The 23,307-nt window shown below is 70.3% G+C and carries 23 protein-coding genes and 1 pseudogene; 15 read left to right on the plus strand and 9 right to left on the minus strand.

Annotation, left to right across the window (positions count from 1 at the left end; all coding sequences use genetic code 11):
• Window positions 1-51 precede the first annotated feature (51 nt).
• Window positions 52-615 carry a hemerythrin domain-containing protein gene (locus tag ACFXGX_RS05835; protein WP_384785113.1) on the plus strand — a complete coding sequence of 188 codons (564 nt, stop codon included), beginning with the start codon at window positions 52-54 and terminating at the stop codon, window positions 613-615.
• 141 nt (window positions 616-756) lie between these two features.
• Here the strand turns inward: ACFXGX_RS05835 and ACFXGX_RS05840 are convergent, their stop codons facing one another.
• The gene (locus tag ACFXGX_RS05840) at window positions 757-1,290 is read right to left on the minus strand and encodes a hypothetical protein (protein ID WP_384785116.1); all 534 of its coding nucleotides are present in this window, start codon (window positions 1,288-1,290) and stop codon (window positions 757-759) included.
• Between the two features lie 350 nt (window positions 1,291-1,640).
• Between ACFXGX_RS05840 and ACFXGX_RS05845 the strand changes: the two genes are divergently transcribed.
• Window positions 1,641-1,922 carry an ANTAR domain-containing protein gene (locus ACFXGX_RS05845; RefSeq protein ID WP_384785119.1) on the plus strand — a complete coding sequence of 94 codons (282 nt, stop codon included), beginning with the start codon at window positions 1,641-1,643 and terminating at the stop codon, window positions 1,920-1,922.
• A gap of 82 nt (window positions 1,923-2,004) precedes the next feature.
• Here the strand turns inward: ACFXGX_RS05845 and ACFXGX_RS05850 are convergent, their stop codons facing one another.
• The 3 genes from ACFXGX_RS05850 to ACFXGX_RS05860 form a co-directional block, all read right to left on the minus strand.
• On the minus strand, window positions 2,005-2,745 hold the full coding sequence (locus ACFXGX_RS05850) for a GAP family protein (protein ID WP_384785122.1): 741 nt from the start codon (window positions 2,743-2,745) through the stop codon (window positions 2,005-2,007).
• 160 nt (window positions 2,746-2,905) lie between these two features.
• Window positions 2,906-4,963: a SpoIIE family protein phosphatase gene (locus ACFXGX_RS05855; RefSeq protein WP_384785324.1), complete on the minus strand. Its 2,058-nt coding sequence runs from the start codon at window positions 4,961-4,963 to the stop codon at window positions 2,906-2,908.
• 264 nt (window positions 4,964-5,227) lie between these two features.
• Window positions 5,228-5,362 (minus strand): hypothetical protein, encoded by a 135-nt coding sequence (locus ACFXGX_RS05860; protein ID WP_384785125.1) that lies wholly within the window; start codon window positions 5,360-5,362, stop codon window positions 5,228-5,230.
• A 281-nt stretch (window positions 5,363-5,643) separates the two neighbouring features.
• Here ACFXGX_RS05860 and ACFXGX_RS05865 point away from each other — a divergent pair, with 281 nt between their 5' ends.
• From ACFXGX_RS05865 to ACFXGX_RS05880, 4 genes are all read left to right on the plus strand, one after another.
• Window positions 5,644-6,276: a HemK2/MTQ2 family protein methyltransferase gene (locus ACFXGX_RS05865; RefSeq protein ID WP_384785327.1), complete on the plus strand. Its 633-nt coding sequence runs from the start codon at window positions 5,644-5,646 to the stop codon at window positions 6,274-6,276.
• A complete protein-coding gene (locus tag ACFXGX_RS05870) occupies window positions 6,260-6,472 on the plus strand; it encodes a CDGSH iron-sulfur domain-containing protein (protein WP_384785128.1) in 213 nt (70 codons plus the stop codon). Before ACFXGX_RS05865 ends, ACFXGX_RS05870 begins: the two co-directional genes overlap by 17 nt.
• Window positions 6,469-7,485, plus strand: coding sequence for an iron-containing redox enzyme family protein (locus ACFXGX_RS05875; protein WP_384785131.1), 1,017 nt, complete (start codon window positions 6,469-6,471; stop codon window positions 7,483-7,485). The genes ACFXGX_RS05870 and ACFXGX_RS05875 overlap by 4 nt, the downstream gene beginning before the upstream one ends.
• A gap of 160 nt (window positions 7,486-7,645) precedes the next feature.
• Window positions 7,646-8,356: a hypothetical protein gene (locus tag ACFXGX_RS05880; protein WP_384785134.1), complete on the plus strand. Its 711-nt coding sequence runs from the start codon at window positions 7,646-7,648 to the stop codon at window positions 8,354-8,356.
• Window positions 8,357-8,445: 89 nt separating this feature from the next.
• On the opposite strand, the gene ACFXGX_RS05885 is transcribed toward ACFXGX_RS05880, so the two are convergent.
• The 4 genes from ACFXGX_RS05885 to ACFXGX_RS05900 all read right to left on the minus strand — a co-directional run bounded on the left by ACFXGX_RS05885 (window position 8,446) and on the right by ACFXGX_RS05900 (window position 12,632).
• Window positions 8,446-10,080: a molybdopterin-dependent oxidoreductase gene (locus ACFXGX_RS05885; RefSeq protein ID WP_384785137.1), complete on the minus strand. Its 1,635-nt coding sequence runs from the start codon at window positions 10,078-10,080 to the stop codon at window positions 8,446-8,448.
• A 112-nt stretch (window positions 10,081-10,192) separates the two neighbouring features.
• Entirely contained in the window at window positions 10,193-10,543 is a 351-nt protein-coding gene (locus ACFXGX_RS05890) for an STAS domain-containing protein (protein ID WP_384785140.1), read from the minus strand.
• Window positions 10,540-11,829 carry a PP2C family protein-serine/threonine phosphatase gene (locus ACFXGX_RS05895; protein WP_384785142.1) on the minus strand — a complete coding sequence of 430 codons (1,290 nt, stop codon included), beginning with the start codon at window positions 11,827-11,829 and terminating at the stop codon, window positions 10,540-10,542. Before ACFXGX_RS05895 ends, ACFXGX_RS05890 begins: the two co-directional genes overlap by 4 nt.
• The gene (locus tag ACFXGX_RS05900; protein WP_384785146.1) at window positions 11,829-12,632 is read right to left on the minus strand and encodes an alpha/beta fold hydrolase; all 804 of its coding nucleotides are present in this window, start codon (window positions 12,630-12,632) and stop codon (window positions 11,829-11,831) included. Before ACFXGX_RS05900 ends, ACFXGX_RS05895 begins: the two co-directional genes overlap by 1 nt.
• Before the next feature lie 192 nt (window positions 12,633-12,824).
• On the opposite strand from ACFXGX_RS05900, the gene ACFXGX_RS05905 reads away from it, so the two are divergent.
• The 3 genes from ACFXGX_RS05905 (at window position 12,825) to ACFXGX_RS05915 (ending at window position 15,649) form a co-directional block, all read left to right on the plus strand.
• Complete coding sequence (locus ACFXGX_RS05905) at window positions 12,825-13,253, plus strand: DUF6479 family protein (protein WP_384785149.1); 429 nt, start codon at window positions 12,825-12,827, stop codon at window positions 13,251-13,253.
• Window positions 13,254-13,404: 151 nt separating this feature from the next.
• Window positions 13,405-14,424 (plus strand): SDR family NAD(P)-dependent oxidoreductase, encoded by a 1,020-nt coding sequence (locus ACFXGX_RS05910; RefSeq protein ID WP_384785152.1) that lies wholly within the window; start codon window positions 13,405-13,407, stop codon window positions 14,422-14,424.
• A gap of 40 nt (window positions 14,425-14,464) precedes the next feature.
• Complete coding sequence (locus tag ACFXGX_RS05915; protein WP_384785155.1) at window positions 14,465-15,649, plus strand: alcohol dehydrogenase catalytic domain-containing protein; 1,185 nt, start codon at window positions 14,465-14,467, stop codon at window positions 15,647-15,649.
• A 465-nt stretch (window positions 15,650-16,114) separates the two neighbouring features.
• Here the strand turns inward: ACFXGX_RS05915 and ACFXGX_RS05920 are convergent.
• Window positions 16,115-17,296 (minus strand): annotated as a pseudogene (locus ACFXGX_RS05920) (hypothetical protein); the annotation flags it as partial.
• Between ACFXGX_RS05920 and ACFXGX_RS05925 the strand changes: the two are divergent.
• From ACFXGX_RS05925 to ACFXGX_RS05950, 6 genes are all read left to right on the plus strand, one after another.
• On the plus strand, window positions 17,184-18,431 hold the full coding sequence (locus ACFXGX_RS05925; protein ID WP_384785330.1) for a PP2C family protein-serine/threonine phosphatase: 1,248 nt from the start codon (window positions 17,184-17,186) through the stop codon (window positions 18,429-18,431). The pseudogene ACFXGX_RS05920 and the gene ACFXGX_RS05925 sit on opposite strands and share 113 nt — an antisense overlap.
• Window positions 18,432-18,704: 273 nt before the next feature.
• Window positions 18,705-19,187 (plus strand): SRPBCC family protein, encoded by a 483-nt coding sequence (locus ACFXGX_RS05930; protein WP_384785158.1) that lies wholly within the window; start codon window positions 18,705-18,707, stop codon window positions 19,185-19,187.
• A 68-nt stretch (window positions 19,188-19,255) separates the two neighbouring features.
• Window positions 19,256-20,872 carry a phytoene desaturase family protein gene (locus tag ACFXGX_RS05935; protein ID WP_384785161.1) on the plus strand — a complete coding sequence of 539 codons (1,617 nt, stop codon included), beginning with the start codon at window positions 19,256-19,258 and terminating at the stop codon, window positions 20,870-20,872.
• Between the two features lie 453 nt (window positions 20,873-21,325).
• On the plus strand, window positions 21,326-21,484 hold the full coding sequence (locus tag ACFXGX_RS05940; RefSeq protein WP_384785164.1) for a hypothetical protein: 159 nt from the start codon (window positions 21,326-21,328) through the stop codon (window positions 21,482-21,484).
• Window positions 21,485-21,968: 484 nt separating this feature from the next.
• Window positions 21,969-22,841, plus strand: coding sequence for an effector binding domain-containing protein (locus ACFXGX_RS05945; protein WP_384785167.1), 873 nt, complete (start codon window positions 21,969-21,971; stop codon window positions 22,839-22,841).
• Window positions 22,842-23,075: 234 nt separating this feature from the next.
• Window positions 23,076-23,246: a hydrophobic protein gene (locus tag ACFXGX_RS05950; RefSeq protein WP_355774985.1), complete on the plus strand. Its 171-nt coding sequence runs from the start codon at window positions 23,076-23,078 to the stop codon at window positions 23,244-23,246.
• The last annotated feature ends 61 nt before the right edge of the window (window positions 23,247-23,307 follow it).

The raw sequence follows: 23,307 nt of genomic DNA on the forward strand, positions 1-23,307 counted from the left end.
GCACCGGACGGACCATCCAGGAGCCGTCACCGCGTCTGAGAGGTGGAGAACATGGGGCACGGCGGAAACGTCATCGACGAACTGACGACCGATCATCGGGAGGTCGAGGAGATCTTCGGGCGCATCGACCGGTGCGCGCCCGGCGACAAGGACCGGAAGGTCTACGCGGACCAGGTGACGATGGAACTCGTACGTCACTCGGTGGCCGAGGAGGCCTACCTGTACCCGGCCGTGCGCCGCCACGTGCCGAACGGTGACGCGATGGCCGACCGGGAGCTCGACGACCACTCAAAGGCCGAGCAGCTCATGAAGGACCTGGAGAGCTACGAGGCGGGTGACCCCGAGTTCGACCGGCTCCTCGGGACCCTGATGCTCGAAATCCGCGCTCACATGGCCGACGAGGAACAGAACCTCTTCCCGATGCTGCGCGCCGCGTGCCCTCCGGAAGCCCTGGACGATCTCGGGGACAAGGTGCGTCAGGCGAAGAAGGTTGCGCCCACCCGCCCGCACCCGTCGGCCCCCGACACTCCGCCCGCCAACAAACTCCTGGCACCGGGTGTGGGCATGGTCGACCGGCTGCGCGACGCGCTGAGCGGCCGGGGCAAACTCGACTGACAGCGCTCTCCGCCGAACCGGCGCCGCACGTCCATGACGACTGACGACCTGGCCGCCCGTACGACATCTCGTGTCGCGCGGGCGGTCGGGCCTCGGTATGTGTACGGCTCCTCAGGCGACGGTGCCCGCCCGTGACACCTCTCAGGCGACGAGCGCCCGCCCCTGCCCCAAACGGCCGACGAGCGCCTCGTGATGGAGCGCCACCACCGGGGCGAGCAGGTCGGGGTGCCGCAGCAGGGCCGCGGCTCGCAGGTCGCTGTCGTCCGGCGACCTCAGACGCCCGAACGCCACAGGCGCGACCCTGACATGCTCCCCGTCGGCAAGCGCGGCGACCGCCAGGTCGGCCAGCCGGGCGTCGGTGAGGAGGGACGCGGCCCAGCTCACCAGGGCCTCGTCCACCCACGTACGCCAGGCGTCGTCGTCCACCGTGCCGTCGTCCTGACCGGCCACGTCCGAGCCGACGACCATGTCGAGCCTCCCGGCGCCTCCCGGGCCCGCCATCGCGACCAGCGCGGCGTCCATCGGCGTCGGATACCGCAGCCACGCCGCGACGGTCACGGCCTGTCGGGCCTGGGCCTCACAGAGGGCGGACGCGAGCGGCCCACCGCAGGCCGGGTAGGCCCGCGTCAGCCATTCCGTGGCGGCCGCGATGAGCGGGGAGAGATCTGCGAGCACTGCCGGCCCTCCGGGAGCTGCCGAGAAGATGAGTCACCTTCGACGAACGGTAGCTCCGGGCGGCGGCGGCGCGATGTGGCGCAGCCCTCGACGGCGAGGTGGGATGCGACACAGCCGCCCCTGTCGGCGAGCCGGTCCTCCCCGGGCTGTCTGAACCGACCGCCGGAGTGATCCACATCTCTCGATGACCCGGACAGAGCTTTCACCCGCCGTATCCGGGCATGCGGGCAGAGACACGGGCAAGTGGAGAATCCCGTACCGGATACCAGACCGCGGAGGAAACGGTGACTGGGGGCGACGAGGTGAAACCGACCTCTTCGACGTCGTTGGAGGCATGCGTCGCGGCGCGTGTGAGGGAGCTGGAGGGGGAGAACATCCAGCTCCAGGAGGCGCTGGGGTCGCACGCCGTGGTGGACCAGGCGATCGGCGTCGTGCTGGCCCTGGGCGGGCTGACGCCGCACGAGGGGTGGGACGTGCTGAGGGCGATCTCGCAGCGGACGAACATCAAGCTGCGGAGCGTGGCGGAACTGCTGATCGAGTGGGTGCGGACCAAGGAGCTGCGCGCCGACATCCGCGCGGAGCTGGAGCGGCAGCTCGCACGGATCCCCGCACTCCGGCAGGCGGACAGGTGACTCCGTCGCCGACGTCACGATCGGCGATCGGTGGTCCTCTCGTCGGGCCGTCGCCGGTCGCCGGCCGAGTCCGGTGGCGGGCTCAGCGGCCGAGCCCGGACAGCCCGTCACCGAGGACGCCGGCACCCAGGAGCAGCAGCACCATCACCGTGATCACGGTGCTGTTGGTGACCATGAACTCTCTGATGGCGTCCAGGAACGACGCGGCGCGCCGTCCTCCGGCGAGATGGAGGGCGACGGAGCCGAGGACCGTGCACGAGGCGATGAGGACGTAGACGGCGACGGCCGCGACGAGCCCGACGTCGTGCGCTCCGGCCTCGACGATCGATGTGGTGGCCGACGCGGTCAGGACGAGGTTCTTGGGGTTGGCTCCCGAGAGGAGGGCTCCGAGGAGCAGCGCCCGTCCGGGCGTGGCGTCGTCGAGGGAGGCCATCCAGCGTGGCTGTTCCGCCTGCTCACCGGCGCGCGGGCGTCTCCACCACATGCGCACGCCCAGCACGATGAGGGCTCCACCGGCGAGGACCCTCCCCCAGTCCGCGACCGCCGACGATGTGCTGTCGGGGTCGTCCGCCCCGCCGAAGAGCAACGCGATGAGCGTGGCCGCGATCGTGAGGCCGGTGATCCAGCCGACCGCGAACAGCGGACCGTTGCGGCGGCCGTGCGTGCCGGACAGGATCAGGATGATCCCGATCAGCGGGAAGGGACTGAGCGCGACCGCCAACGCGGCCGGCAGCATCGCCCCCATCGCCTGGCCGAGCACCGGACCCCCTTCCACGTCGTGCGACTGCCACGTCGTACGACTGTCACGTCGTGGAACTGCCATGTCGTGCGACCGGGACAGCACCTTTCGATGAAGTCATCCCGATGCTGCCCCAGCAAGGGCACACGTGCCGTCCGCACGTGCCGTCCGAACGCACCGACGTCACCCGTCTGCGCAACGGGCGCGGGACGCGGGCGATCCCGGCCGTTCCGTGGCCGCGGCCTCAGGCTTCGTCGGTCTTCAGCAGCAGTACGGCGATGTCATCGGTCGGCAGGCCATGGGGCCAGGAGTGGTGGATGAGCTTGTCGATGAGTTTGGCCGGCCGCGACCGGCCCGCGAGGAGCTGCGCGAGCCCGCTGGTCATCCGGTCGAGGTCGGTGCCGGGCACTTCGACCAGTCCGTCGGTGTAAAGGGCGAGGATCGTCCCCGGGGGCATCTGGACCGTGGTGATCGGGTACGGGAGGTCGACACCGATGCCGAGCAACGGACCCGGCTCGATCTCCAGCACCCCGGGGCGTTCCCCGGGCCGGTGGAGCAGGGGTGGCACGTGGCCGGCGCTGGCCAGGCTCATCTGCCCGCGGGCGAGGTCGATGTGCGCGTACAGACAGGACACGAGCAGGTCGGGTTCCAGGTCGGCGAGGACCCGGTTGGTGCGGGAGAGCACTTCGTCGGGCCGCCCGCCCGCGGTGGCGTGGACGGCCGTACGGACCTGTCCCATGAGGGCGGCGGCCGCCATGTTGTGGCCCTGGACGTCGCCGATGACGGCCGCGGCGGTCGCGTGGTCGAGCCGGATGAGGTCGTAGAAGTCGCCTCCCACGTCCATGCCGTGGCCGGCGGGGAGGTAGCGGGCCGCCACCTCCAGACCACCGACAGTGGGCAGGCTGCGCGGGAGGAGTGCCTGCTGCAGCGTGTGGGCCAGGTCGAGCTTGGCGTCGTAGAGGCGCGCCCGGTCGAGGGCCTGGGCGACGAGGCCGCCCAGCGACGTGAGGATGGCCCGGTCGTCGGCCGTGAACGTGTGGGGGCGGGCGTAGGTGAGGATGCAGCAGCCGACGGGGCGGGCGTCGCTGATGAGCGGGAGGAAGGCCCAGGCCTGCTTACCGCTGATCCGGGGTGCGGCCGGATAGCTGTGGGCGAGTTCGTCGGGGTCCGAGAAGAACAGGGGGACCCCCCTGATCAGCGCCTCGCCCGCGGGCGTCAGGCTGGTCTCGATCGGAAGGCCGTCGAGGCTTTCGATGGTCCCCGGGTCGTAGCCGTGGTGGCCCATGATCCTCAGGCGTCCGGCGTCGGCCGCTGACAGGACCATGCCGTCGGCCCCGAACGCGGGCAGGATCTGGACGGCGATCAGGTCGACCACGTCCTGCACACCGGCCACGTCCGTCAGGGCCGCCGCCAGGTGCACGAGCTGGTACAGACGGCCGACGGACGCCTCGGGCGCGGGTGGGGAGGCCGTACGGGGCGGGTCACCGGGACCGGAGCGGCGTGGGTTGACGCGGACACTGATGCCGCTGGAGTCGGGGTGGAGATCGATGTCGAGCCAGGTGTCCGGCGGCCTCAGCACGGTGAAGCCGACGGACTCACGGCTGATGACCGCGGTGCGGTAGTGGTCCTCGACGAGGACCTGGTCCATCCACGGCAGGGACTGCCAGGGCCTGGTTCCCAGAAGCTGGCTGACACGGCGGCCGAGGAGGGACGCGGCCCGGCTGGTGATGAAGGTGATCCTGCCCTCCAGGTCGAGGGCGACGAAGCCCTCCGGGAGCCGCTCCAGGAGATCGGCGGGCGCGTGGGCGGACAGGGCGAAGCGCTCGGAAGCGCCGTCCACGGGGATCATGTGGGGCTCGTCCGGCGGCACGAACGCCCGGCCGGCGTTTTCCAGCACACGAGCGGCACGTCGGCCGTGCGCGGCGAGGTTTCCCCTCTCCCTGAGCGAGGCCCGGCCGGAGTGGCCGGCCGGCCAGGTCAGGAACAGTGCGCCCCAGCAGCGGCTGCGGCCGGAGAGCGGTGCCGCCGCGAAGGCGTAGCGGTAGGGCAGCGCCGCCGCGGTCTGCGGGTAGGAGAGAGCCATCTCCTCCTGCGAGCCGACCCAGACCACACGGCCCTCACGGAACGCGTCGCTGACCGGCACGGACGCCGTCACGGGCACCTGCAACCAGGAATCGGCGACTTCGCGGGACAGCCCGCATGCCACCTTCAGGCCCAGTAGCTGTCTGGTGTCGTCCACGAGGTAGATTCCGCCGCCCGAGGCCCCGGTGCGACGGACGGCCAGCGCGAGCGACTCCGCCAGCGGCTCGATACCGCCCGGCTTCTCGGCACGGCCCGGCGTCTCGGCACGGCCCGGCGTCTCGGTGCGGATCGTGTCCTCGGCACCGGCACTGACCTGCTTCTTTGCCAGGATCGGCTCCTCGGCGCGGCCCGGACTCACCCTTCTCGGGTTGGTCGACCTTCTCGGGTTGGTCGACACAGCGGCGAGCCTCCTCCGCAGCCACACTCGACGGTTCAGTTCGCGTACCCCGGCATGCTCACGGGGCGGCGCCGTTCTCCTGCCGGCCTACCCGTCCGGCCACCAGGTTCGCGCGATGTCCTTTCGGACCTCGGGACGCGGACGCCGCTCGATCTCCTCGGGCGCGCGACGACTGGGCTCGGACTTCTTGTCGGGTTTCTTGTGCACCATCTCTCGACGCATCTCCCTGCCTCCTCAGCCTCTCCCAAGTTCCGCAATATGCACTCTTTAGGCATTTTTCGAGCGTAATGCTCAGATGTGAGCCTTCACCTCTCCGCGCGTCCTGTCCACCCCCGGCACAACGGCACCGTCGTTACGTCTGCGGTTCAGGGGTACCCGTGTGGCGCTGTCGGCTCCTGGCCGGCCTGTCCGCCACCCTCAAGCACGTTCGGAGCGGAGCCGTGAAGGCGTACCTGGTCAACCGCACATTCGAGAAGACTCCCGCCGCCCGGTTCCGCTGCTGGATCCCGCCGGGGGTCTACCGCCCGCAGACGGACACCGGACTGCTCAGACGGGCGCTGCGCCGGGAGCGGATCACCACCCGCACCGAGGTCCTGGACCTCGGCACCGGCAGCGGTGCGCTCGCCGTGGAAGCGGCCCGCCTGGGTGCCCGGGTGACGGCGGTGGACATCTCCTGGCGGGCGCTGGCCGCCGCGTGGTGCAACGGACTGCTCAACGGGCACGTGGTGAAAGTACGCCACGGGGATCTGTCGGCCGCCGTACCGGGCCGCCGGTTCGACCTGGTGGTCACCAACCCGCCGTACGTCCCCGCCCCCGGCGAGTCCCGGCCCCGGGGCCGGGCACGCGCCTGGGACGCGGGTACGGACGGCCGCCTGCTGATCGACCGGATCTGCGCTGCGGCCCCGGCGGTCCTGAGCCCGGCCGGGCGGCTGCTGATCGTGCATTCACACCTGAGCGGTGTCGAGGAGACGCTGGCCCGGCTGCACGCGGGCGGGTTGCGCGCGGAGGTCGTCGAGCGCACCCGGCTGCCCTTCGGACCCGTACTGCGCTCTCGGCTCGGCTGGCTGCGCGAGCGCGGGCTTGTGGGCGGCCGTACGACAGAGGAACTGGTGGTGATCCGTGCCGAACACGCCTGAACGCCCGCGCCGTATCCGCGTCCAGCGCGAGGGGCCGCTCCTGGTCGAGGGGCCGGTCGAGATCGTGGGCGAGGACGGTGAGTCGACGGTGTCGCGGCGTTTCGTGGTGGCCGTCTGCACCTGCCGTCGCACACGCACACCGCCCTGGTGCGACACCAGCCACCGCCGTCGTACGAAGCCGGACGAGGCGTCATGACCGGCGCGCGCCTGCCGGAACCGCGTGGCCCGGTCTCGGCCGCGCTCCTCGACGCGCTGCGCGGATCGGACGCCCACTTCCCGCCGCTTCCCGCGGACCCCTACGGCGACGATCTCCAACTCGCGCTGTACGTCCTCTACGAACTCCACTACCTCGGCTTCGACGGCGTACCGGACGACCGAGAATGGGATCCCCAACTCCTCACCCTGCGTGCCGCATTGGAGGACCCATTCCTCCGCGCGCTGCGCACGGACGCGCCGGTCGACCCGTCCGACACGGCGGAGGGCGCCCTCGACGAACTCCAGCTCGAACCCGTCGGGGAGGCCGACGGGAGCCTCTCCCACTTCCTCCGCGACCACGGCAGCCTCGAACACGTCCGCCAGTACGCGGCGTTGCGCTCGCTCTACCACCTCAAAGAGGCCGATCCGCACGCCTGGGTGATCCCCCGGCTGCGCGGGCGGGCGAAGGCCGCCATGGTCGCGGTGGAGTTCGACGAGTTCGGCGCGGGCCGCGCGGACGAGATCCACGCCCGGCTGTTCGCCGACCTGATGACCGACCTGAGCCTGGACACCACGTACGGCCACTACCTGGACGCCGCCCCGGCCGAAGCGCTCGCCACCGTCAATCTCATGTCTCTGTTCGGCCTGCACCGTGCCCTGCGCGGAGCGCTCGTGGGTCACTTCGCCACTGTCGAGGTGACCTCCTCCCCCGCCTCCCGCCGCCTGGCCCAGGCACTGCGCCGGATGAACGCCGGTCCGGCTGCCGTCCGGTTCTACACCGAGCACGTCGAGGCCGACGCGGTGCACGAACAGGTCGTACGGCACGAGGTCGTCGCCGGACTCCTGGCGGACGAGCCGTGGCTGGAGACCGACGTGGTCTTCGGGATCCGCGCCACCGGACATCTCGAGGACCGGTTGGGCGCCCGACTGCTGCCGGCCTGGCGCGACGGCCGGTCGGCATTGCGCACGAACCGCGTCACCCGACCGTCACGGACCGGGCCGCACGGAGGCTGAAAATCGGCGACCGCCCGGGCGGGCGGCAGGGCGGGCGCCGTGTCAGATGCCCGCTTAAGTCCGTGCGATTCCCTGCGCTCTTCCGTGTAGTTGTGCGGTCCTGGGTCGACGCCGGCTCACCCGCGAAGAGCGTTCATGGCACAGCCGCTAGGGTGAGCGGATGGCCGAAATCAGTGCGAGGGACATGCCGACGGTGCTGCCTGCCCACACCGTCGAGGTCGGGACCGAGCCACTGGAACGGCCGGTGCGGAACTCGGTGGGCGGCTGGCCCTTCCTCGACGACGCAGACTCCTGGCCGGAGTGCTTCTGCGGCGAGCGGATGGCCCTGTTCTTCCAGCTCGACATTCCCGTGGACATAGAGCACTTCGGCGGAGACCACCTCATGGTCTTCCACTGCCGTTCCCACAACGACGCGTCCGAGGCGGAGTTGGCCGACGGCCGGCTCGTGCCCCGGTACTGGGACGCTCCGCAGCCGCCCTACCCGCGTCCGTTCTGGCGCGTACTGCTCCAGCGGAACGTGGCCGTGCCGTCGACGGAAGCCGAACCATCCGTCCGCGCGCTGCCGTTGACACTGAGTCCCCTCGTCGACACTCCCGACTCGCGCGGGCTGGGAGCCCAGGCTTTCAAGGTCGGTGGCACGCCGTCCTGGGCACAGGACCCCGAGTCCTACACCTGCGCGTGCGGCTCCGACCTGGTGTACCTCTGCCAGGTACCGGAGAGCATGGAGTTCGCCGTGCACCCCGGTCTGCCGGAGCAGCCGTACAGCGTCGGCGCCGACACCTACAACCTGTTCCTGGCGAACGAGGTCTACCTGCTCGCGTGCCCGGACCACTGCGACCCGGCGGCGGTGTGGCCGGCGAACCAGAACTGAGCCGCTGGTTCACCGACCACGTGCCTCCTCGGCAGCGCGGGTGTCAGCTCTTCGGTGTGCGGACGGTCTGTTGATCCGAAAGAAACGGCCTAGTCGACGGTGACGACGACGGAGTGCCGTCCGCTGGCGCCGTCGGGAATGGTGCGGGTGCGGCTGCCGGTCTGCACGGCACCGGTGCGGTCGGTCGCGCGGACGGTGAGGGTGTGGCCGCCTCGGGTGGCCTTCCAGGGCATCGACCACTGGCGCCAGGTGTCGCGGGTGTCCTCGGCGGCCAGGTGGGCCTTCTGCCAGGGGCCGTCGTCGATGCGGACTTCGACCTTGTCGATGCCCCGGTGCTGGGCCCAGGCGACGCCGGCGATCATCACCGTGCCGGCCTTCGGCCGGGCGAAGGGCTTGGGGGTGTCGATACGCGACTCGGTCTTGATCGGGGCCCGGCGGGCCCAGCCGCGCTTGACCCAGTACGGGTCGTAGGAATCGAACGTGGTGAGCTCGATGTCCTCGATCCACTTGCAGGCCGAGACGAATCCGTACAGGCCCGGGACCACCATCCGCACCGGGAAACCGTGTTCGAAGGGCAGCGGCTCACCGTTCATGCCGAGGGCGAGCATCGCGTCGCGGCCGTCCATGAGTTCCTCGACCGGGCTGCCGATCGTCATCCCGTCCACGGAACGCGCCACCAACTGGTCCGCCGGACCTCCCCGGGACGGAGGCCTCACCCCGCACTCGTCCAGCAGGTCGGCCAGACGTACGCCGGTCCAGCGGGCGTTGCCCACATAGGGGCCGCCGACCTCGTTGGAGACACAGGTCAGGGTGATGTCCCGCTCGATCAGCTCCCTGCGCAGCAGGTCGTCGAAGGAGTAGACGGTCGGACGGCGTACACCCTTGCCGTGGATACGCAGCCGCCATCCGGTGGCGTCCACCTTGGGCACCACCAGCGCGGTGTCCACCCGGTAGAAGTCGCCGTTCGGGGTGACGAAGGGGCTGATGCCGGGGACACGCAACCCGGCTCCCCTGGGTACCGGCTGCGCCGGTGACCGGGGGGCCGGCAGCACGACCCTCCGTCGTGATGCGACCGCGTCCTGCCCCCGCGAGGTGTTCAGTGACCGGCCGACCACACCCATCACGGCCGAGGCCGCGGCGGCCGACGCGGCCGCCAGGACGAATCCCCGTCGGTCCCAGTCCTCGCGCGCGGGTGAGCCGACTCCCGCTCCCTCGGTCACGGGCGCGGGCGGCGCCGACGCCGGTGACGGCCTCACCGCGGTCAGACGGCTCGCCAGAACGTACAGAAGCAGGGCCCCGGCCACGGCCCCCACGACGGAGGGCAGCATGTCGATGAGGCCGACCGAGTCGGGCCGGCTGACGGCGGCCGCCGCCCCCACCACCCCGAAGAGAAGGACCCCGGCGGTTCCGACCCGCCGAAACCGCACCGCCAGAACACCCAGCGCCAGAGCCGCGACAGCCAGCACGGCGAGGATGCCGAGCTCCAGCACGAGCTTGTCGTTCGTACCGAAGTGGCGGATCGCCCAGTCCTTGACTGGAGCGGGTGTCGCGTCGATCGACGCGCCGCCCACCGCGACGACCGGGCTGGACTGCGGACGCACCAACGCGGCGACCAGTTCGGCCACCGCCAGTGCGGCGAACGCGGCCAGCGCCCCGCTCAGCGCACCCAGCGCCCAACGCGACAAGCCTGGCCGAACTCGCTGATCCTTCTCTTCGTCCCTCACACGGGGAATCCGGTTCTGCGCACCGGACGGATTGGCCGATCCACCTGATCGGGTGAAATGAGATCCTCCACCAATCCAGCCCGCATTCCGCTACGGATCTACTGTGGCCCGTTCAACGGATCTGGTCCGCCCCGAGGCCCGTGTCGCCACCCTGGCCGAGGGAGAAGATCTGATCGAGTCCGGCGATCCGCAGGATGCGCAGAGTGTTGGCGGGTACGGCCTCCAGCGCTATGTCCGCCTGCGCGGTGTGGGCGTGGTGGTGTGCCGCGATCAGGGCGCTGAGTCCGCTGGAGTCGCAGAATTCCATGCCGCCGAGGTCCAACGTGAGGCGCTGGCCCGGTCGGAGGGCGACCGTGGGGATCAACTCCCTCAGTTCCCGGGCGGAGTCGTAGTCGAGTTCCCCGGAAATCTTTAGAACGGGACCGGTGTCGGCATCTCGGATGGTGATCTTCAACGGGCTCATCGGGTGCTTCTCGTCAGGGTGTCGGGGGCTGGGACGCCGAGGGCGAGCAGGGCGGTGTCGTCGTCGAGCCCGTCTCCGAAGCTGTGCAGCAGTCCGGTGAGAGCTTGCACCAGGGCGGGCGTGGGCTTCCCGGCGTGGTCGGCGGCGAAGGCGAGCAGGGCCTCGTCCCCGTACAGGCTGGTGCGGTCCTCGCTCGTACGGGCCTCGGTGATGCCGTCGGTGTAGAGCAGGAGGGTGTCGCCGGGGGCGAGGACTGTCCTGGCCGCGGCGAAGGTGGCGGAGGGCAGGATGCCGACGAGGAGGCCACCGGGGGTGGGCAGGAATGCGGCGGTGCCCTCGGCTCGCAGGACGATGACCGGCGGGTGGCCGCCCGAGGCCAGGTGGACGGCGACCTGCCCGGTGTCGGGGTCGGGCTCGAGGGTGCCGAACACGGCGGTGCAGTACCGCGGGTCACCGCTGGCGCCCGCGTACCGTTCGTAGAGCACCTTGTTGAGGGTGTTCAGGGCGGAGACGGGATCGGAGCCGTGCAGGGCGGCGGCGCGCAGGGTGTAGCGCGTCAGTGAGGTGACCGCGGCGGCCTGGGGCCCCTTGCCGCACACGTCGCCGAGGAAGAAGCCGAAGCGCTTTTCGTCGATGGGGAAGACGTCGTAGAAGTCGCCGCCGATCCGGTCGGGATGGGCGGTGTGGTAGTAGGCGGCTGTGTCCACCCCGGGGATCGACGGCAGGATGTCGGGCAGCAGTGACTGCTGGAGGACCGCGAGGGCGTCCTCCAGCCTGGCCCGGTCGGCCTCCGCCCGCTTGCGCGCTTCATCGGCAGCCTTCCGCTCGCGCAGAAGCTCTTCCTCATAGGCGCGACGGTCACGGGCGTCGAAGAGGGTGGTGCGGATCAGCAGGGGCTCACCGGTACTGCCGTGCTTGACCACGGAGGAGACCAGCACCGGCATCCGGCCGTTCGAATGCTTGATCTCCAGGGCTATGCCGCTGATCTCGCCCCGCATCCGCAGCAGCGGCGCGAAGTGCGTCTCGTGGTACAGCTTTCCGCCCACGGTCAGCAGGTCGGCGAACCGCATCCGGCCCACCACCGCCTCACGCTCCATACCGAGCCAGGTCAGCAGCGTGGTGTTGATCTTCGCTATGGTGCCGTCCATCAGCGTCGACAGGTATCCGCACGGCGCGCTCTCGTACAGGTCCTCGACGCTGTCCTCCAGCAACGAGGCGAACGCGGCGCCGGACGACTTCTCGTCGTCGGCCCCGTGCGGATCGGGGTGCTGCCCGGCGCGGCACATCACCGCAGGCTCTCCAGGAACGTACGGATGGCGTCATTCGTGGCGTCCGGCGCGGACAGGTGCGGGCAGTGCCCGTACGCGTCCAGGGTGACGAGCGTCGAACCGGGGATCGCCCGGTGGATGAAGGCGCCCACCTCGCGGGGAGCGATCACGTCCTGGGTGCACTCCAGCACCAGGGTCGGCACCGACACCGTCTTCAGGTCGTCCCGTGAGTCCGACAGGAACGTGGTGCGGGCGAAGACGCGTGCCATCTCCGGATCGGTGGCGCAGAAGCTGTTCTTCAGCTCGTCGCCGAGGTCCGGCCGGTCCGCGTTCCCCATGATCACCGGTGCCATCGCCGCCGACCAGCCCAGATAGTTCGACTCCAGTGACGCCAGCAGCTCATCGATGTCGTCGGCGCTGAAGCCGCCGCGATAGCCGTCGTCGTCGATGTACCGCGCGGACGGAGCCACCATCACGAGCGCCCCGATCCGCTCCGGGGCCATGCCGGCGGCCAGCACGCCGATCATCGCGCTGACGGAATGGCCCACGAACACCGCGTCGTGCAGATCGAGCGCCTCGCACACCTCCATCACGTCCTGGGCGTAGCCGCTCAGCGAGGCATAGCGAGCCGCCGAGAACGCGGTCGCGTCAGAGCGGCCCGCACCGACGTAGTCGAACAGCACCACCCGGTAGTCCTCGGCAAGGGCGGGCACGGTCAGCCGCCACATGTTCTGATCGCAGCCGAACCCATGAGCCAGCACCACCGTCCGCCCCCGGGGGTTGCCGGTGACGATGACATTGTTCCTGCGAGCGACATCCATGCCCGGCAATCTCTCAGCACCTGTCCGATGCCCCATTGCGACCATCCACCCCGTGTATCCCTCCCACCCCTCCACAAACCGGATCCCGGCGGAACAGACACGACCACCTGAAACACGCCCATCTCCGGAGGGGAACCGCTCCGTCCCCGCGGGGACGGGAGCACGTCTCCGCGGGGACGGGAGCACGTCTCCGTGGGGAACGCGGCACGGGTGGACGATCCGGAGTCTGCGCTCCACAAGTACGGGTACTCGGCCGCCATGGACCACGAATACTGGAACATCGCGCTCTCGAACGCCGCGTTCGGCACGCTCGGCGCCCTGCTGGGCGGGCTCGTCATCGCCGGAGCCCTGGTGTGGGCCGTGGGGCTGGGCATCCGGGCGCGCCGTGGCGAGCCGGGCCCGCCCAAGGCTCATGAGCAGCCCAGGCTTCCGCAGTCGGGGCCCGCGCACGAGACCTCGGAGATCAGGGAACCGAACGAGGTGCCCCGCGCCGAGAACGACAGCGAGCGCCTCACCCCGCATCAGCTCGGCGGTGCCGGCAGCAAGCGCAGTGACCGGCAGGAGCGGCCGCGCTGGGGGTCCGGTTCGAGCGGGTCGTTCGGCGGCGGGGGTTCCGGCTGATGCCGAACCATCCCGACCAACCGGACCACTTGGATCACCCAGACCACCCGGACCTGCTTCGGCAGCGGAACACGCGTCTGCGCCACACCCGATCCAGGTACGCGGCGCCCCTTCCCCTTCCCCGTCTTCTTTGCCGAGCGAGGTGATGAAAATGGCACCGACTCCACGCCGGTCGGGTCTGGCCGGCCTCTCCGCACTCGTCACGGGCGGATCCAGGGGCCTCGGGCTGCTGCTGTCCGCACGGCTGGCCCAGCGCGGCTGCCTGGTCACGATGGCGGCCCGCGACGAGGACGAACTGCGACGCGGCGCCGAATGGGCCGAGGCAAGAACCGGCAAGAAATTCTCCACCGCGGTGTGTGACGTCCGTGACCGGCATGCCGTGGAGTCGGTGGTCCGGCAGGCGGACGCCCGGCACGGCGGGCTGGACATCGTCGTCGCCAACGCCGGTGTCATCCAGGTGGCCCCGGTGGCATCGCTCGGCAGCGGAGCCTTCGGGGACGCCATGGACACCATCTTCGGCGGCGCCGTGAACACGGCCATGGCGGCGCTCCCCTCGCTGCGCGCGAGCGAGGCCGGAGGCCGGCTGTGTCTCATCGGCTCGGTCGGCGGGCTGCTCGCCGTTCCGCATCTGCTGCCGTACTCGTGCGCCAAGGCCGCCGTCGGAGCGTTGGGCGAGGGGCTGCGGGCCGAGACGGCCGGAGACAGCCTCAGCGTCACGACTGTCCATCCGGGGCTGATGCGCACCGGCTCGCATCTTCAGGCCGAGTTCGGCGGACGCCCGTCCCGGGAGTTCGCCTGGTTCTCGGCTCTCTCGGGGGCGCCCGTCGTCTCGATGGACGCCGAGCGTGCGGCGGAGCGCATCGTACGGGCGCTGGAGAAGCGCAGGACCCGCCTGGTGCTGACTCCCGCCGCGCGTGCCGCGTCGGTGGCGCACGGCGTGGCACCGGCCACGGTCACCCGGCTCAGCGGCCTCGCAGCCCGGCTCCTGCCCGCTCCCCCGGCCACCCACGGCGACGTCGACGCGGCCGGACCCGACATCGAGCAGGGCCACGGCATCGATCGGTCCGCCTCCACCTGGACGGAGAAGGTACGCAGGCTGGGCAGCGGCCTCAACGACCGGGCCGCACGCCGCTACAACCAGCGGACCCCGGGCCCCCCGACCAGCGCCTGACCCCTGGCCGGGGTCGGACCCTGCGACAGAAGGAGCTCTCATGCGCGCACTGACCTGGCACGGCAAGCGGGACGTCCGTGTGGAGACCGTGCCCGACCCGCGGATCGAGAAGCCCGACGATGTGATCGTACGGATCACGTCGAGCGGCATCTGTGGATCCGACCTTCACCTCTACGAGCTGTTCGGCCCCTATCTGGACCCCGGGGACATCCTGGGACACGAGCCCATGGGCGTGGTCGAGTATGTCGGGCCCGAGGTTCACGCCCTCAAGCCGGGCGACCGCGTCGTGATCCCGTTCAATGTGTCGTGCCGCGACTGCCACATGTGCGACCGCGGGCTGCACTCGCAGTGCGAGACCACACAGGTCCGTGAACGCGGCACCGGTGCCTCGCTCTTCGGGTACACCAAGCTCTACGGGCAGGTCCCGGGCGGCCAGGCCGAGCTGCTGCGGGTCCCCTTCGGCAACAGGCTGCCCATCAAGGTCCCGGACGGGCCGCCGGACGACCGCTACGTCTATCTGTCCGACGTCCTGCCGACGGCCTGGCAGGCGGTCGAGTACGCCGACATCCCCGAGGGCGGCACGGTGACCGTCCTCGGGCTCGGCCCGATCGGTGACATGGCGACCCGGATCGCGCAACACCGCGGGGCCGGCCTGGTCATCGGCATCGACCCGGTCGCCGAACGGCTCTCCCGCGCCTCCGCACACGGCGTCACGTGCTTCGACGCCCGACGCGATGGCGCCGAACTGACCGAATCCGTACAGGAGTTGACGGAGGGGCGGGGCACCGACGCGGTCATCGACGCCGTCGGGATGGAAGCCCACGGAGCACCGTTCGCGAAGGCCGCCCAGTGGGTCACCACTCTGCTGCCGGACAGCGTCGCGCAGCCGCTCATGGAGCGGGCCGGCGTGGACCGGCTGACCGCCCTGCACACGGCCATAGAACTGGTACGGCGCGGGGGCACAGTGTCCGTCTCCGGCGTGTACGGCGGGGCGGCCAGCCCCATGCCACTGCTGACCATGTTCGACAAGCAGATCCAGCTACGGATGGGTCAGGCGAACGTGTGGCGCTGGGTCGAGGACATCCTGCCTCTGCTGACCGACGCCGATCCGCTCGGCGTGGACTCCTTCAAGACCCATGACATGCCGCTGGAGGACGCCCCCAAGGCGTACGCGATGTTCCAGGCCAAGGAGGACGCCATGGTCAAGACGCTTCTTCACCCCTGATCCCGGATTCCACGACTCGATCCGGATTTCACCCTGTCCACATGTATGCGATCGCATGAACGACCTGGAGTTGACCGATGGAAGAACGACAGACCCCCGGCCAGAGCCGACAGGTGGGCGTGTGCAAGGCGTGTGGGAGCAGGCCGGCCGTCTCGTCCGAGAGTGGGACGATGCTGTGCGAGCACTGCTCTCGTGTGCTTGAACTGCCGGACCAGACAGCGTTGGTGGACGATGACGGGGCCGGGGTCCGGCGCGATTTCGAGAACCGCGACGGCCGCCCAGAGGCCTGAAGGCAGCGCGTAGGACGCGACATTCACCCGGAGGGGCCGCGACGGGCAAGGGATCGAGATCCGCGGCGATGCCGGGACCGGAGAAGTCGGCCGCTTCGTTGCCATGGAAGCCGTCGTCGGTCTCGATGGCCGTTCGGGTGGGGGGCGCCAACTCCAGTGCCCCGCTGATGAGTTTGCGGCCTTCCTGAACCATCTGCCGACGCCAGGCGTCGATGCCGGCGTAGAGCGGGACATTGGGACTGGTCGTGCCGAGAAGGTTCGCCCTGGAGGCGAGGTCCGCCGGATCGATGAGGTCGCCTCGCAGGTGGCACGGAGCCCTGCTCCAGGCGGTGCCCATCTCGTGGCTGCCGGTCACGCAGATGTCCGCGCCCGCGTCCATCGCCCACGACGGCAGGTCGTCGTGGCAGGGCAGGTGTGTGCCCCACGCCTCGTCCACGATGAGCGGTTTGCCGTGGCGGTGGCAGACCTCGGCGATGTCGGCCAGGTCGGCCGCCGCCCCGTACGGCGTCGGGCTGGTGACCAGGGCGCCGTCTGCGTCTGGGGTACTCCGTGAACGCCTTTTCGTAGGGACCGGCCGACGGAGGATGCGCGATGTTCAGCGAGGCGTCCCACTGGGGGCTCCACCCACACCGGCTCGACGCCGGAGAGACTGAGGCCCGCGATCACCGACTTGTGCGTCCCGGCCCACCAGGAGCCGGCTGCCGGGACAGGCCACCACCAGCATGGCGGCCTTCACCGACAGTGAGCTGCCGGAGGTGGAGAAGAACGTGTGCTCGGCGTGGACCGCGTCGGCCATGCGTCGTTGGGCCCATTCCACGGCTCCGCGCCGCGTCAGCCGGTCGTCAAAGCCCCCGCTGGCCAGGACATCACCGAAGAAGACGGCGTCCCCCAGCACGGCTCGCGCCCGCGGATCCGCGCCTCGGGCCTGTTTGTGCCCCGGTGGCGCAAAGCCCAGCTCGTCGACGTCGTGATAGCGGGTGAGCGCCTCGAGGACGGCGCCTCGTCGTGGTTCAAATCCATAGGGATGGAGGGCCCGGGTTGGACAGCTCGATCTCAGGCGCTGTGACGCAAGCGCCGGCGGGCGAAGACCCGTCGACCAGAATCCCGGAAGACAAGACGCCGTCGGGCAGAGCACCGCCCTTGGAATGGGTACTCGGACGAAACCGATGGCCGGCCACGGCTTCCTCCCGGCAGGGACGGACGCGACGGAAGGGAGGGCTCTGATGACACGGCGCGACGACGGGATGTTGCGGATGCTGAGGAGCCTGCTGGCCGGCAGCCATGTGATGTCCTTCGAGCAGTTGCCGTCACGGGTGGCTGAGCAGGCTTCGGCGGCCGACTTGGACGACGTACGCATCTACCTCGGCGACCTGCAGCGCGACGTTCTGCGCCTGCTCACCGGCGAGGGGCCGGACGCCGCGCAGAAAACCAGGGACGCCCAGCCGGAAATGCCGGTCGAGGGCACCGTCGCCGGGCGCGCCTACCAGTACGGGCACATCGTGGCCGCCGCCGGCAGTGAGAACGGGCGCCAGACCTGGTGGGTGCCACTTCTGGACGGTACCGAGCGCCTCGGCGTCCTGCGCGTGACCAGTACCCACGACGGTGACGGACTCCACGAGGACATGCTGACGCTGGCGTCGATGGTGGCCATGCTGGTCGTCAGCAGCCGGGACACCAGCGACTCCCACGCCCGTCTGACCCGTATCAAGGCGATGAACGTCGCGGCCGAGATGCAGTGGACGCTGATGCCGCCGCGCACCTACGCCGACGACCGGGTCATCATCGGCGCGGCCCTGGAACCAGCCTACGAGGTCGGCGGCGACGCCTACGACTACGCAGTCGCCGGAGACACCATCCACTTCTCGGTCTTCGACGCCATGGGACACGACACCTCCGCCGGACTCACCGCCAATCTCGCCGTGGCCGCCTGCCGCAACCACCGCCGTCAAGGCACTCCCCTCGACCAGCTCGGTGACCGCATCGAGCAGGTTCTGATGGAGCAGTTCGGCCACAGCCGTTACGTGACCGGGATCCTCGCCGATCTGGACGCCAAGAGCGGCATCCTGACGTGGGTCAACCGCGGCCATCATCCGCCCATCGTGATCCGCGGCGGACGCTGGTCCACCCTCCTGAAGTGCCCGCCGTCCCACCCGATGGGTACCGACCTGCATCTGCCCACCACGCTCTGCCATGAGCAGCTCGAACCCGGCGATCGCCTCGTCTTCTACACCGACGGCATCACCGAAGCCCGCGTCGGAGGCCAGGAGTTCGGCCTCGCGCACTTCATCGACTTCCTCGTCCGCCACCACAGCGACGGCCTGCCCGTCCCCGAGACCCTCCGCCGCCTCATCCGCGCCCTGCTCCAGCACCACAACCAGCGATTGCAGGACGACGCCACCATCCTGGTGTGCGAATGGTTCGGTCCGCAGCCCCGGACCATCACCGTCGTCGCACCGCAGGCGGGCGTACCGCTCCCGCAAGACCCCCTGTAGTCACAGCACCCCGGTCGCCGGACGCCCCGCACGCGCCCTCACATTCCGCTGCCCTGGCCCGTGCTCGCGAGAGGTGGCGCCGCGGCCGGACCGGCCAGGTACGCGCGTCACCGTCCGGATTCCCTGCCGCTCCGCCCGCAAACGCCCCCTCGACGGCGGCGGCGCACCGGGTGCCATCGGTTTTCCGCGGGCGTTACCAGTGGGCCGAATGTGTGATTCATTCCGATTTGGGAACGCGCAGGGGACGTGATACTTCGAACAGCGGAGGCGCACATGGCCGTACGGCATCGTCTGATCCAGAAGCCCCCCGCAGCCGTCTGGGCCGTCCTGTCCGACGCCGAACGGTTCGAGGAATGGGTGGTCGGCACCTCCCGGGTCGAAGCCGGCGAAGGACGGTGGCCGGACCTCGATGCGACCCTCCGTTACGAGATCGCCATCGGGCCGATCACGTTGCACAACCGGACCATCGTGCGCCGCAGCGAACCGAACACCGTCCTCGAACTGGAGGCGAACAGCGGAGCGCTGGGGACCGCGAGGATCGCGCTGGAGCTGCGGCCCTGGGGCGAACACACCTTGCTGATCCTGGACGAACACCCCTTGCGCGGCCCGGGTGGCGCCCTCCACAACGGCCTACTGGACGCGGCGCTGCAGGTGCGGCACCGCGCGATGCTCCGTCGTCTCGCCCGGCTCTGCGAGTCGTCCGAAGAGCCGTCGCGAACCCCGGTCGGCCAGGCCGGGCACCCGCGCAGCGCCTGAAGCGCGACCGGGACCCGCAGGCGATCACGCCACCAGGCGCGACGCCCTCATCGAGCCAGGAGCACGTCATGGCGGACGCAGTAGTGATCGGGGCGGGCCCCAACGGTCTCGTCGCGGCCAACCTCCTGGTCGACGCCGGCTGGAGTGTGGAGGTGCTGGAGGCCCAGGACACGCCCGGCGGGGCGGTGCGGCACGACCATGGGGTCGACCCCGATTTCACCAGCGACGTATTCAGCGCCTTCTATCCGCTGGCCGCCGCTTCACCGGTTCTCGACGACCTGCATCTGGAGCACGAGGGGCTGGTGTGGAGCCACGCTCCGAAGGTCCTCGCCCACCCCTTGCCCGACGGCCGGTGCGCGGTCCTCAGCCGTGACCTGGCGGAGACCGCCGCGAGTCTGGACGCGTTCGCTCCGGGCGACGGACCGGCCTGGGAAAACCTCTGGCGCGTCTGGGAGCGACTGCGCGAGGGGATCCTCGACGCCTTGTTCACCCCCTTCCCTCCGGTCCGCGCCGGTGCCGCGCTGGCCCTGCGGCTGCGGGGTGCCGGAGGGCTGCGGCTGGCCAGGACGATGGTGCTGCCGGTGCGCCGGCTGGGCGAGGAGGAGTTCCGCGGCGAGGGCGGCCGGCTCCTGCTCGCGGGCAACGCCCTGCACGCCGACCTGGCGCCGGAAGCCGCGGGCAGCGGCGGTTTCGGATGGATCATGTCCATGCTCGGCCAGACGTACGGCTTCCCCGTTCCGGTCGGCGGCTCGGGAGCCCTCAGCGGCGCCCTCGCCCGCCGTCTGACGCGGCGCGGCGGAACCATCCGCTGCGGGGAACAGGTCACCGAGGTCGTCGTCCGTGGCGGCCGGGCCGTCGGTGTCCGCACGGCATCCGGCGAGGGAGTCCCGGCCCGCAGGGCGGTTCTGGCCGATGTGTCCGCGCCCGCTCTGTACGGGTCCCTCGTGGCCGAGAACCATCTCCCCCCACGGCTGCTCGCCGACCTGAAACGCTTCCAGTGGGACTTCGCCACCTTCAAAGTCGACTGGGCCCTGAACAGCCGGGTGCCCTGGCGCTGCCCGGAGGCCGCTCAGGCGGGTACAGTCCATCTCGCCGACGACGTCGACGCTCTCACGCGTTTCGCCTCCCAGATCGCCATGGGCCGCGTCCCCGACGAACCCTTCTGTCTCTTCGGCCAGATGACCACCGCCGACCCCAGCCGCTCTCCCCGCGACACCGAGGCCGCCTGGGCCTACACGCACGTTCCGCAACAGGTGCGGGGCGACGCGGGGACCGACGGACTGACGGGATCGTGGGACACCCGAGAGCAGGAAGCCTTCGCCGACCGCATCGAGGCACACGTCGAGCACTACGCCCCCGGCTTCCGCGGCCTCGTCCGGGCCCGGCGCATCCTCGCCCCGCCCACGCTGGAAGGCCTGGATGCCAACCTGCACCGCGGCGCCATCAACGGTGGCACCACCGCCCTGCACCAGCAGCTCGTCTTCCGGCCCGGCCCCGGCACCGGCCGCCCGGAGACACCCGTGCCGGGCCTGTATCTGGCCTCCGCCTCCGCGCACCCGGGCGGCGGAGTACACGGCGCCCCGGGAGCCAATGCAGCACGGGCTGCCCTACGCCGACACCGCACGGCCGCGCTCTCCCGCCTCCAGAGTCGGCTGACCCACCGCGACCGCGGGGGCCGGCGGTGACGAGACAACGGAGGTCGGTCAACACGCAGCCGAGTGGGCAAGAGCTGCCACCGGATGGTGGCGTGAAAACCGAGGGGCCATGGGTACCCGCGCCTCAGGAGCACGCCGGTGTGCACGGTGTCAGACATCTGCACGCGCTCGTACGCGCGAAACCCACAGGCGCTCGCGACGCTCCGGCGAACACCACGGCACCGATCCCGGCACACCGGTCAGTGAGGCCGATCATGAGAGATATCCCGACCCCATCGCAGGCAGAGGGCGAACGCACCGACGACGAGGTGGAAGCGGCCCTTCACGACGTTCCTCGAACAACTCCGTCACAGGCGGAAGGCGAGGACATGGAGGAAGCGAACGCGGGGAGCGAGCGAAGCGCGCGTGCGCCCGAGTCGAATTCCTGACACTGCCCCCGTCCGGCAGCGCATCGGCGCCCCCCGTGAGGGAAACCCCGTTGACATGAGGCTGATCAGCGAACGCTCGGGACGCCGACGCGCGCCGAAGTCCTGGCTCCCCTACGGTGCCGGCGCCGGCACCGTAGCGGCCACCGCCCTGGTGGGGGCACGCGCGGTCGATGCCGACAGTTCCTGGTACCGGTCCCCGCGCAAACCGCCGTGACAGCCGCCTTCGTGGGCTTTCGGCGTCGTGCGGACTCCGCTCTACGCAACGATCGCCTACGCCGCCGGACACACCCACACCGCGTCTCGTATGTCGCAACTAGTCTGTGAGCGCGCCGTCACTTCGGCTCTGACGATGTCCCACTCGGCGCTCGTGGGCGTGATGGCTGTGGTGCACTCGTCCGCGACGGAGGTACGCGCGCTTCCGCGGCGTAGGTGATGTGCCTTCGCCCAGCCGGTCTCCGGCACTCGGAGGACGGGTTTCTCTGCGGTTCGCCTGGTCACGGCGTCTCATCTTCTCTCGGTTCACCGATGCACCACGTAGCCCGTCGGCAGACGGCCAGACCTCGCCGCCCGGCCGGTGGTCTCAGTACCGCCCCGGCCCTCATGGGCATGTCCCACCCGACCGGAGCGGGCACAGAATGTCGGGTGCGGCAGGCTTGGCCATTCCTAACGTTGGTGATCGAAAGGGAAGGAGGCCGGGCTTGCTGGATCGGTTGAACCAGGCCATGCAGTACATCGAGGATCACCTCGACGAGCAGATCGAGGTGGCTGAGCTGGCCCGGATCTCGGTCACGTCGGAGTACCACTTCCGACGGCTGTTCTCCACGCTGGCGGGCATGCCGCTGTCGGAGTACATCCGACGCCGTCGGCTGACCGTTGCGGGAGCCGAAGTCCTGGGCGGGGAAACGACATTGCTGGAGACCGCGATCCGCTACGGCTACACGTCGGGGGAGGCTTTCGCCCGGGCGTTCCGCGCCGTGCACGGCGTCGGTCCCGGCGAGGCCAGGCGCACCGGCGCGGCTCTGAACTCACAGGCCCGGCTTTCCTTCCGCCTCACCGTCGAAGGGAACAGCACCATGCGGTACCGCATCGTGGAGAAGGAAGCATTCCGGGTCGTCGGCAGGAAGGCGCGCGTCCCGCTGATCTACCAGGGCGTCAACCCGCACATCGCCGAGCACATCCGGAGCATCCCGCCGGAGACGATGGTCCGGATCTCCGGGCTCTCGGACGACGACCCGGAGGGCGTGGTGTCGGCGACCGTACGGCTGTCGGACGGCTTCGAGGAGGGCAGCGAACTCGACTACTACCACGCCGTGGTGACGACGGCCGCCGAGGTGCCCGAGGACCTCGACGTCCTGGACTGTCCGGCGGGCACCTGGGCCGTGTTCGACAACACCGGGCCATTCCCGGAGGCGCTGCAGCAGATGTGGGGTGACGTGGCCGCCCAGTGGATCCCGTCCAACCCGTACGAGTACCGACCGGGACCGGAGATTCTGCGTACCCGCCCGTCACAGGACGACCCGACACACTCCGCCGCACAGCTCTGGATCCCGGTGACCCGCACACCGGCCTGAGCCGGAGGATGCGTCGGCCTGAGCCGGAGGACGCGCCGGCCTGAGCCGGAGGACGCGCCGGCAACCTCGTGAGGCCCCTCTCACTCAGCATGAGGGGCCTCACTACCCCGAATCCGAAACCCGAATCGGGGATTCCTGGAGTGAATTGCCGAGGCAGCGGGTCCTCAAGAAGGTGAGATTGGCAGGTATACGGATCGGCCCGCCGGGCATCCGATGCCACGGAGGTTGATAACTATGGTTCCCGTTCTTCTCGTTCTTCTGCTCGCACTGATCCTCTTCGGTGCCGGTTTCGCACTCAAGGCGCTGTGGTGGATCGCGGTCATCGTGCTGATCGTGTGGGCTCTCGGCTTCGTCATCCGCCCGACGGCGAGTGGTGGCAGGCGTGGCCGCTGGTACCGCTGGTGAGTCTCACCGACCAGCGGTATCCACGGGTGGGGGGCCCCCGCACCAGGGGCGCGGCGGCCGC

The organism is Streptomyces sp. NPDC059371 (genome assembly GCF_042751995.1).
In the GTDB taxonomy this organism is placed as follows: domain Bacteria; phylum Actinomycetota; class Actinomycetes; order Streptomycetales; family Streptomycetaceae; genus Streptomyces.

Excerpts from the sequence above, each read along its gene's own strand:
- ACFXGX_RS05940 (WP_384785164.1), top strand. The coding sequence starts at position 21,326 with ATGAGGCTGATCAGCGAACGCTCGGGACGCCGACGCGCGCCGAAGTCC.
- ACFXGX_RS05880 (WP_384785134.1), top strand. The coding sequence starts at position 7,646 with ATGGCCGAAATCAGTGCGAGGGACATGCCGACGGTGCTGCCTGCCCAC.
- ACFXGX_RS05875 (WP_384785131.1), top strand. The coding sequence starts at position 6,469 with ATGACCGGCGCGCGCCTGCCGGAACCGCGTGGCCCGGTCTCGGCCGCG.
- ACFXGX_RS05950 (WP_355774985.1), top strand. The coding sequence starts at position 23,076 with ATGGTTCCCGTTCTTCTCGTTCTTCTGCTCGCACTGATCCTCTTCGGT.
- ACFXGX_RS05930 (WP_384785158.1), top strand. The coding sequence starts at position 18,705 with ATGGCCGTACGGCATCGTCTGATCCAGAAGCCCCCCGCAGCCGTCTGG.
- ACFXGX_RS05900 (WP_384785146.1), bottom strand. The coding sequence starts at position 12,632 with ATGGATGTCGCTCGCAGGAACAATGTCATCGTCACCGGCAACCCCCGG.
- ACFXGX_RS05860 (WP_384785125.1), bottom strand. The coding sequence starts at position 5,362 with ATGCGTCGAGAGATGGTGCACAAGAAACCCGACAAGAAGTCCGAGCCC.
- ACFXGX_RS05835 (WP_384785113.1), top strand. The coding sequence starts at position 52 with ATGGGGCACGGCGGAAACGTCATCGACGAACTGACGACCGATCATCGG.
- ACFXGX_RS05895 (WP_384785142.1), bottom strand. The coding sequence starts at position 11,829 with ATGTGCCGCGCCGGGCAGCACCCCGATCCGCACGGGGCCGACGACGAG.
- ACFXGX_RS05910 (WP_384785152.1), top strand. The coding sequence starts at position 13,405 with ATGGCACCGACTCCACGCCGGTCGGGTCTGGCCGGCCTCTCCGCACTC.
- ACFXGX_RS05915 (WP_384785155.1), top strand. The coding sequence starts at position 14,465 with ATGCGCGCACTGACCTGGCACGGCAAGCGGGACGTCCGTGTGGAGACC.
- ACFXGX_RS05935 (WP_384785161.1), top strand. The coding sequence starts at position 19,256 with ATGGCGGACGCAGTAGTGATCGGGGCGGGCCCCAACGGTCTCGTCGCG.
- ACFXGX_RS05925 (WP_384785330.1), top strand. The coding sequence starts at position 17,184 with ATGTTGCGGATGCTGAGGAGCCTGCTGGCCGGCAGCCATGTGATGTCC.
- ACFXGX_RS05850 (WP_384785122.1), bottom strand. The coding sequence starts at position 2,745 with ATGGCAGTTCCACGACGTGACAGTCGTACGACGTGGCAGTCGCACGAC.
- ACFXGX_RS05890 (WP_384785140.1), bottom strand. The coding sequence starts at position 10,543 with ATGAGCCCGTTGAAGATCACCATCCGAGATGCCGACACCGGTCCCGTT.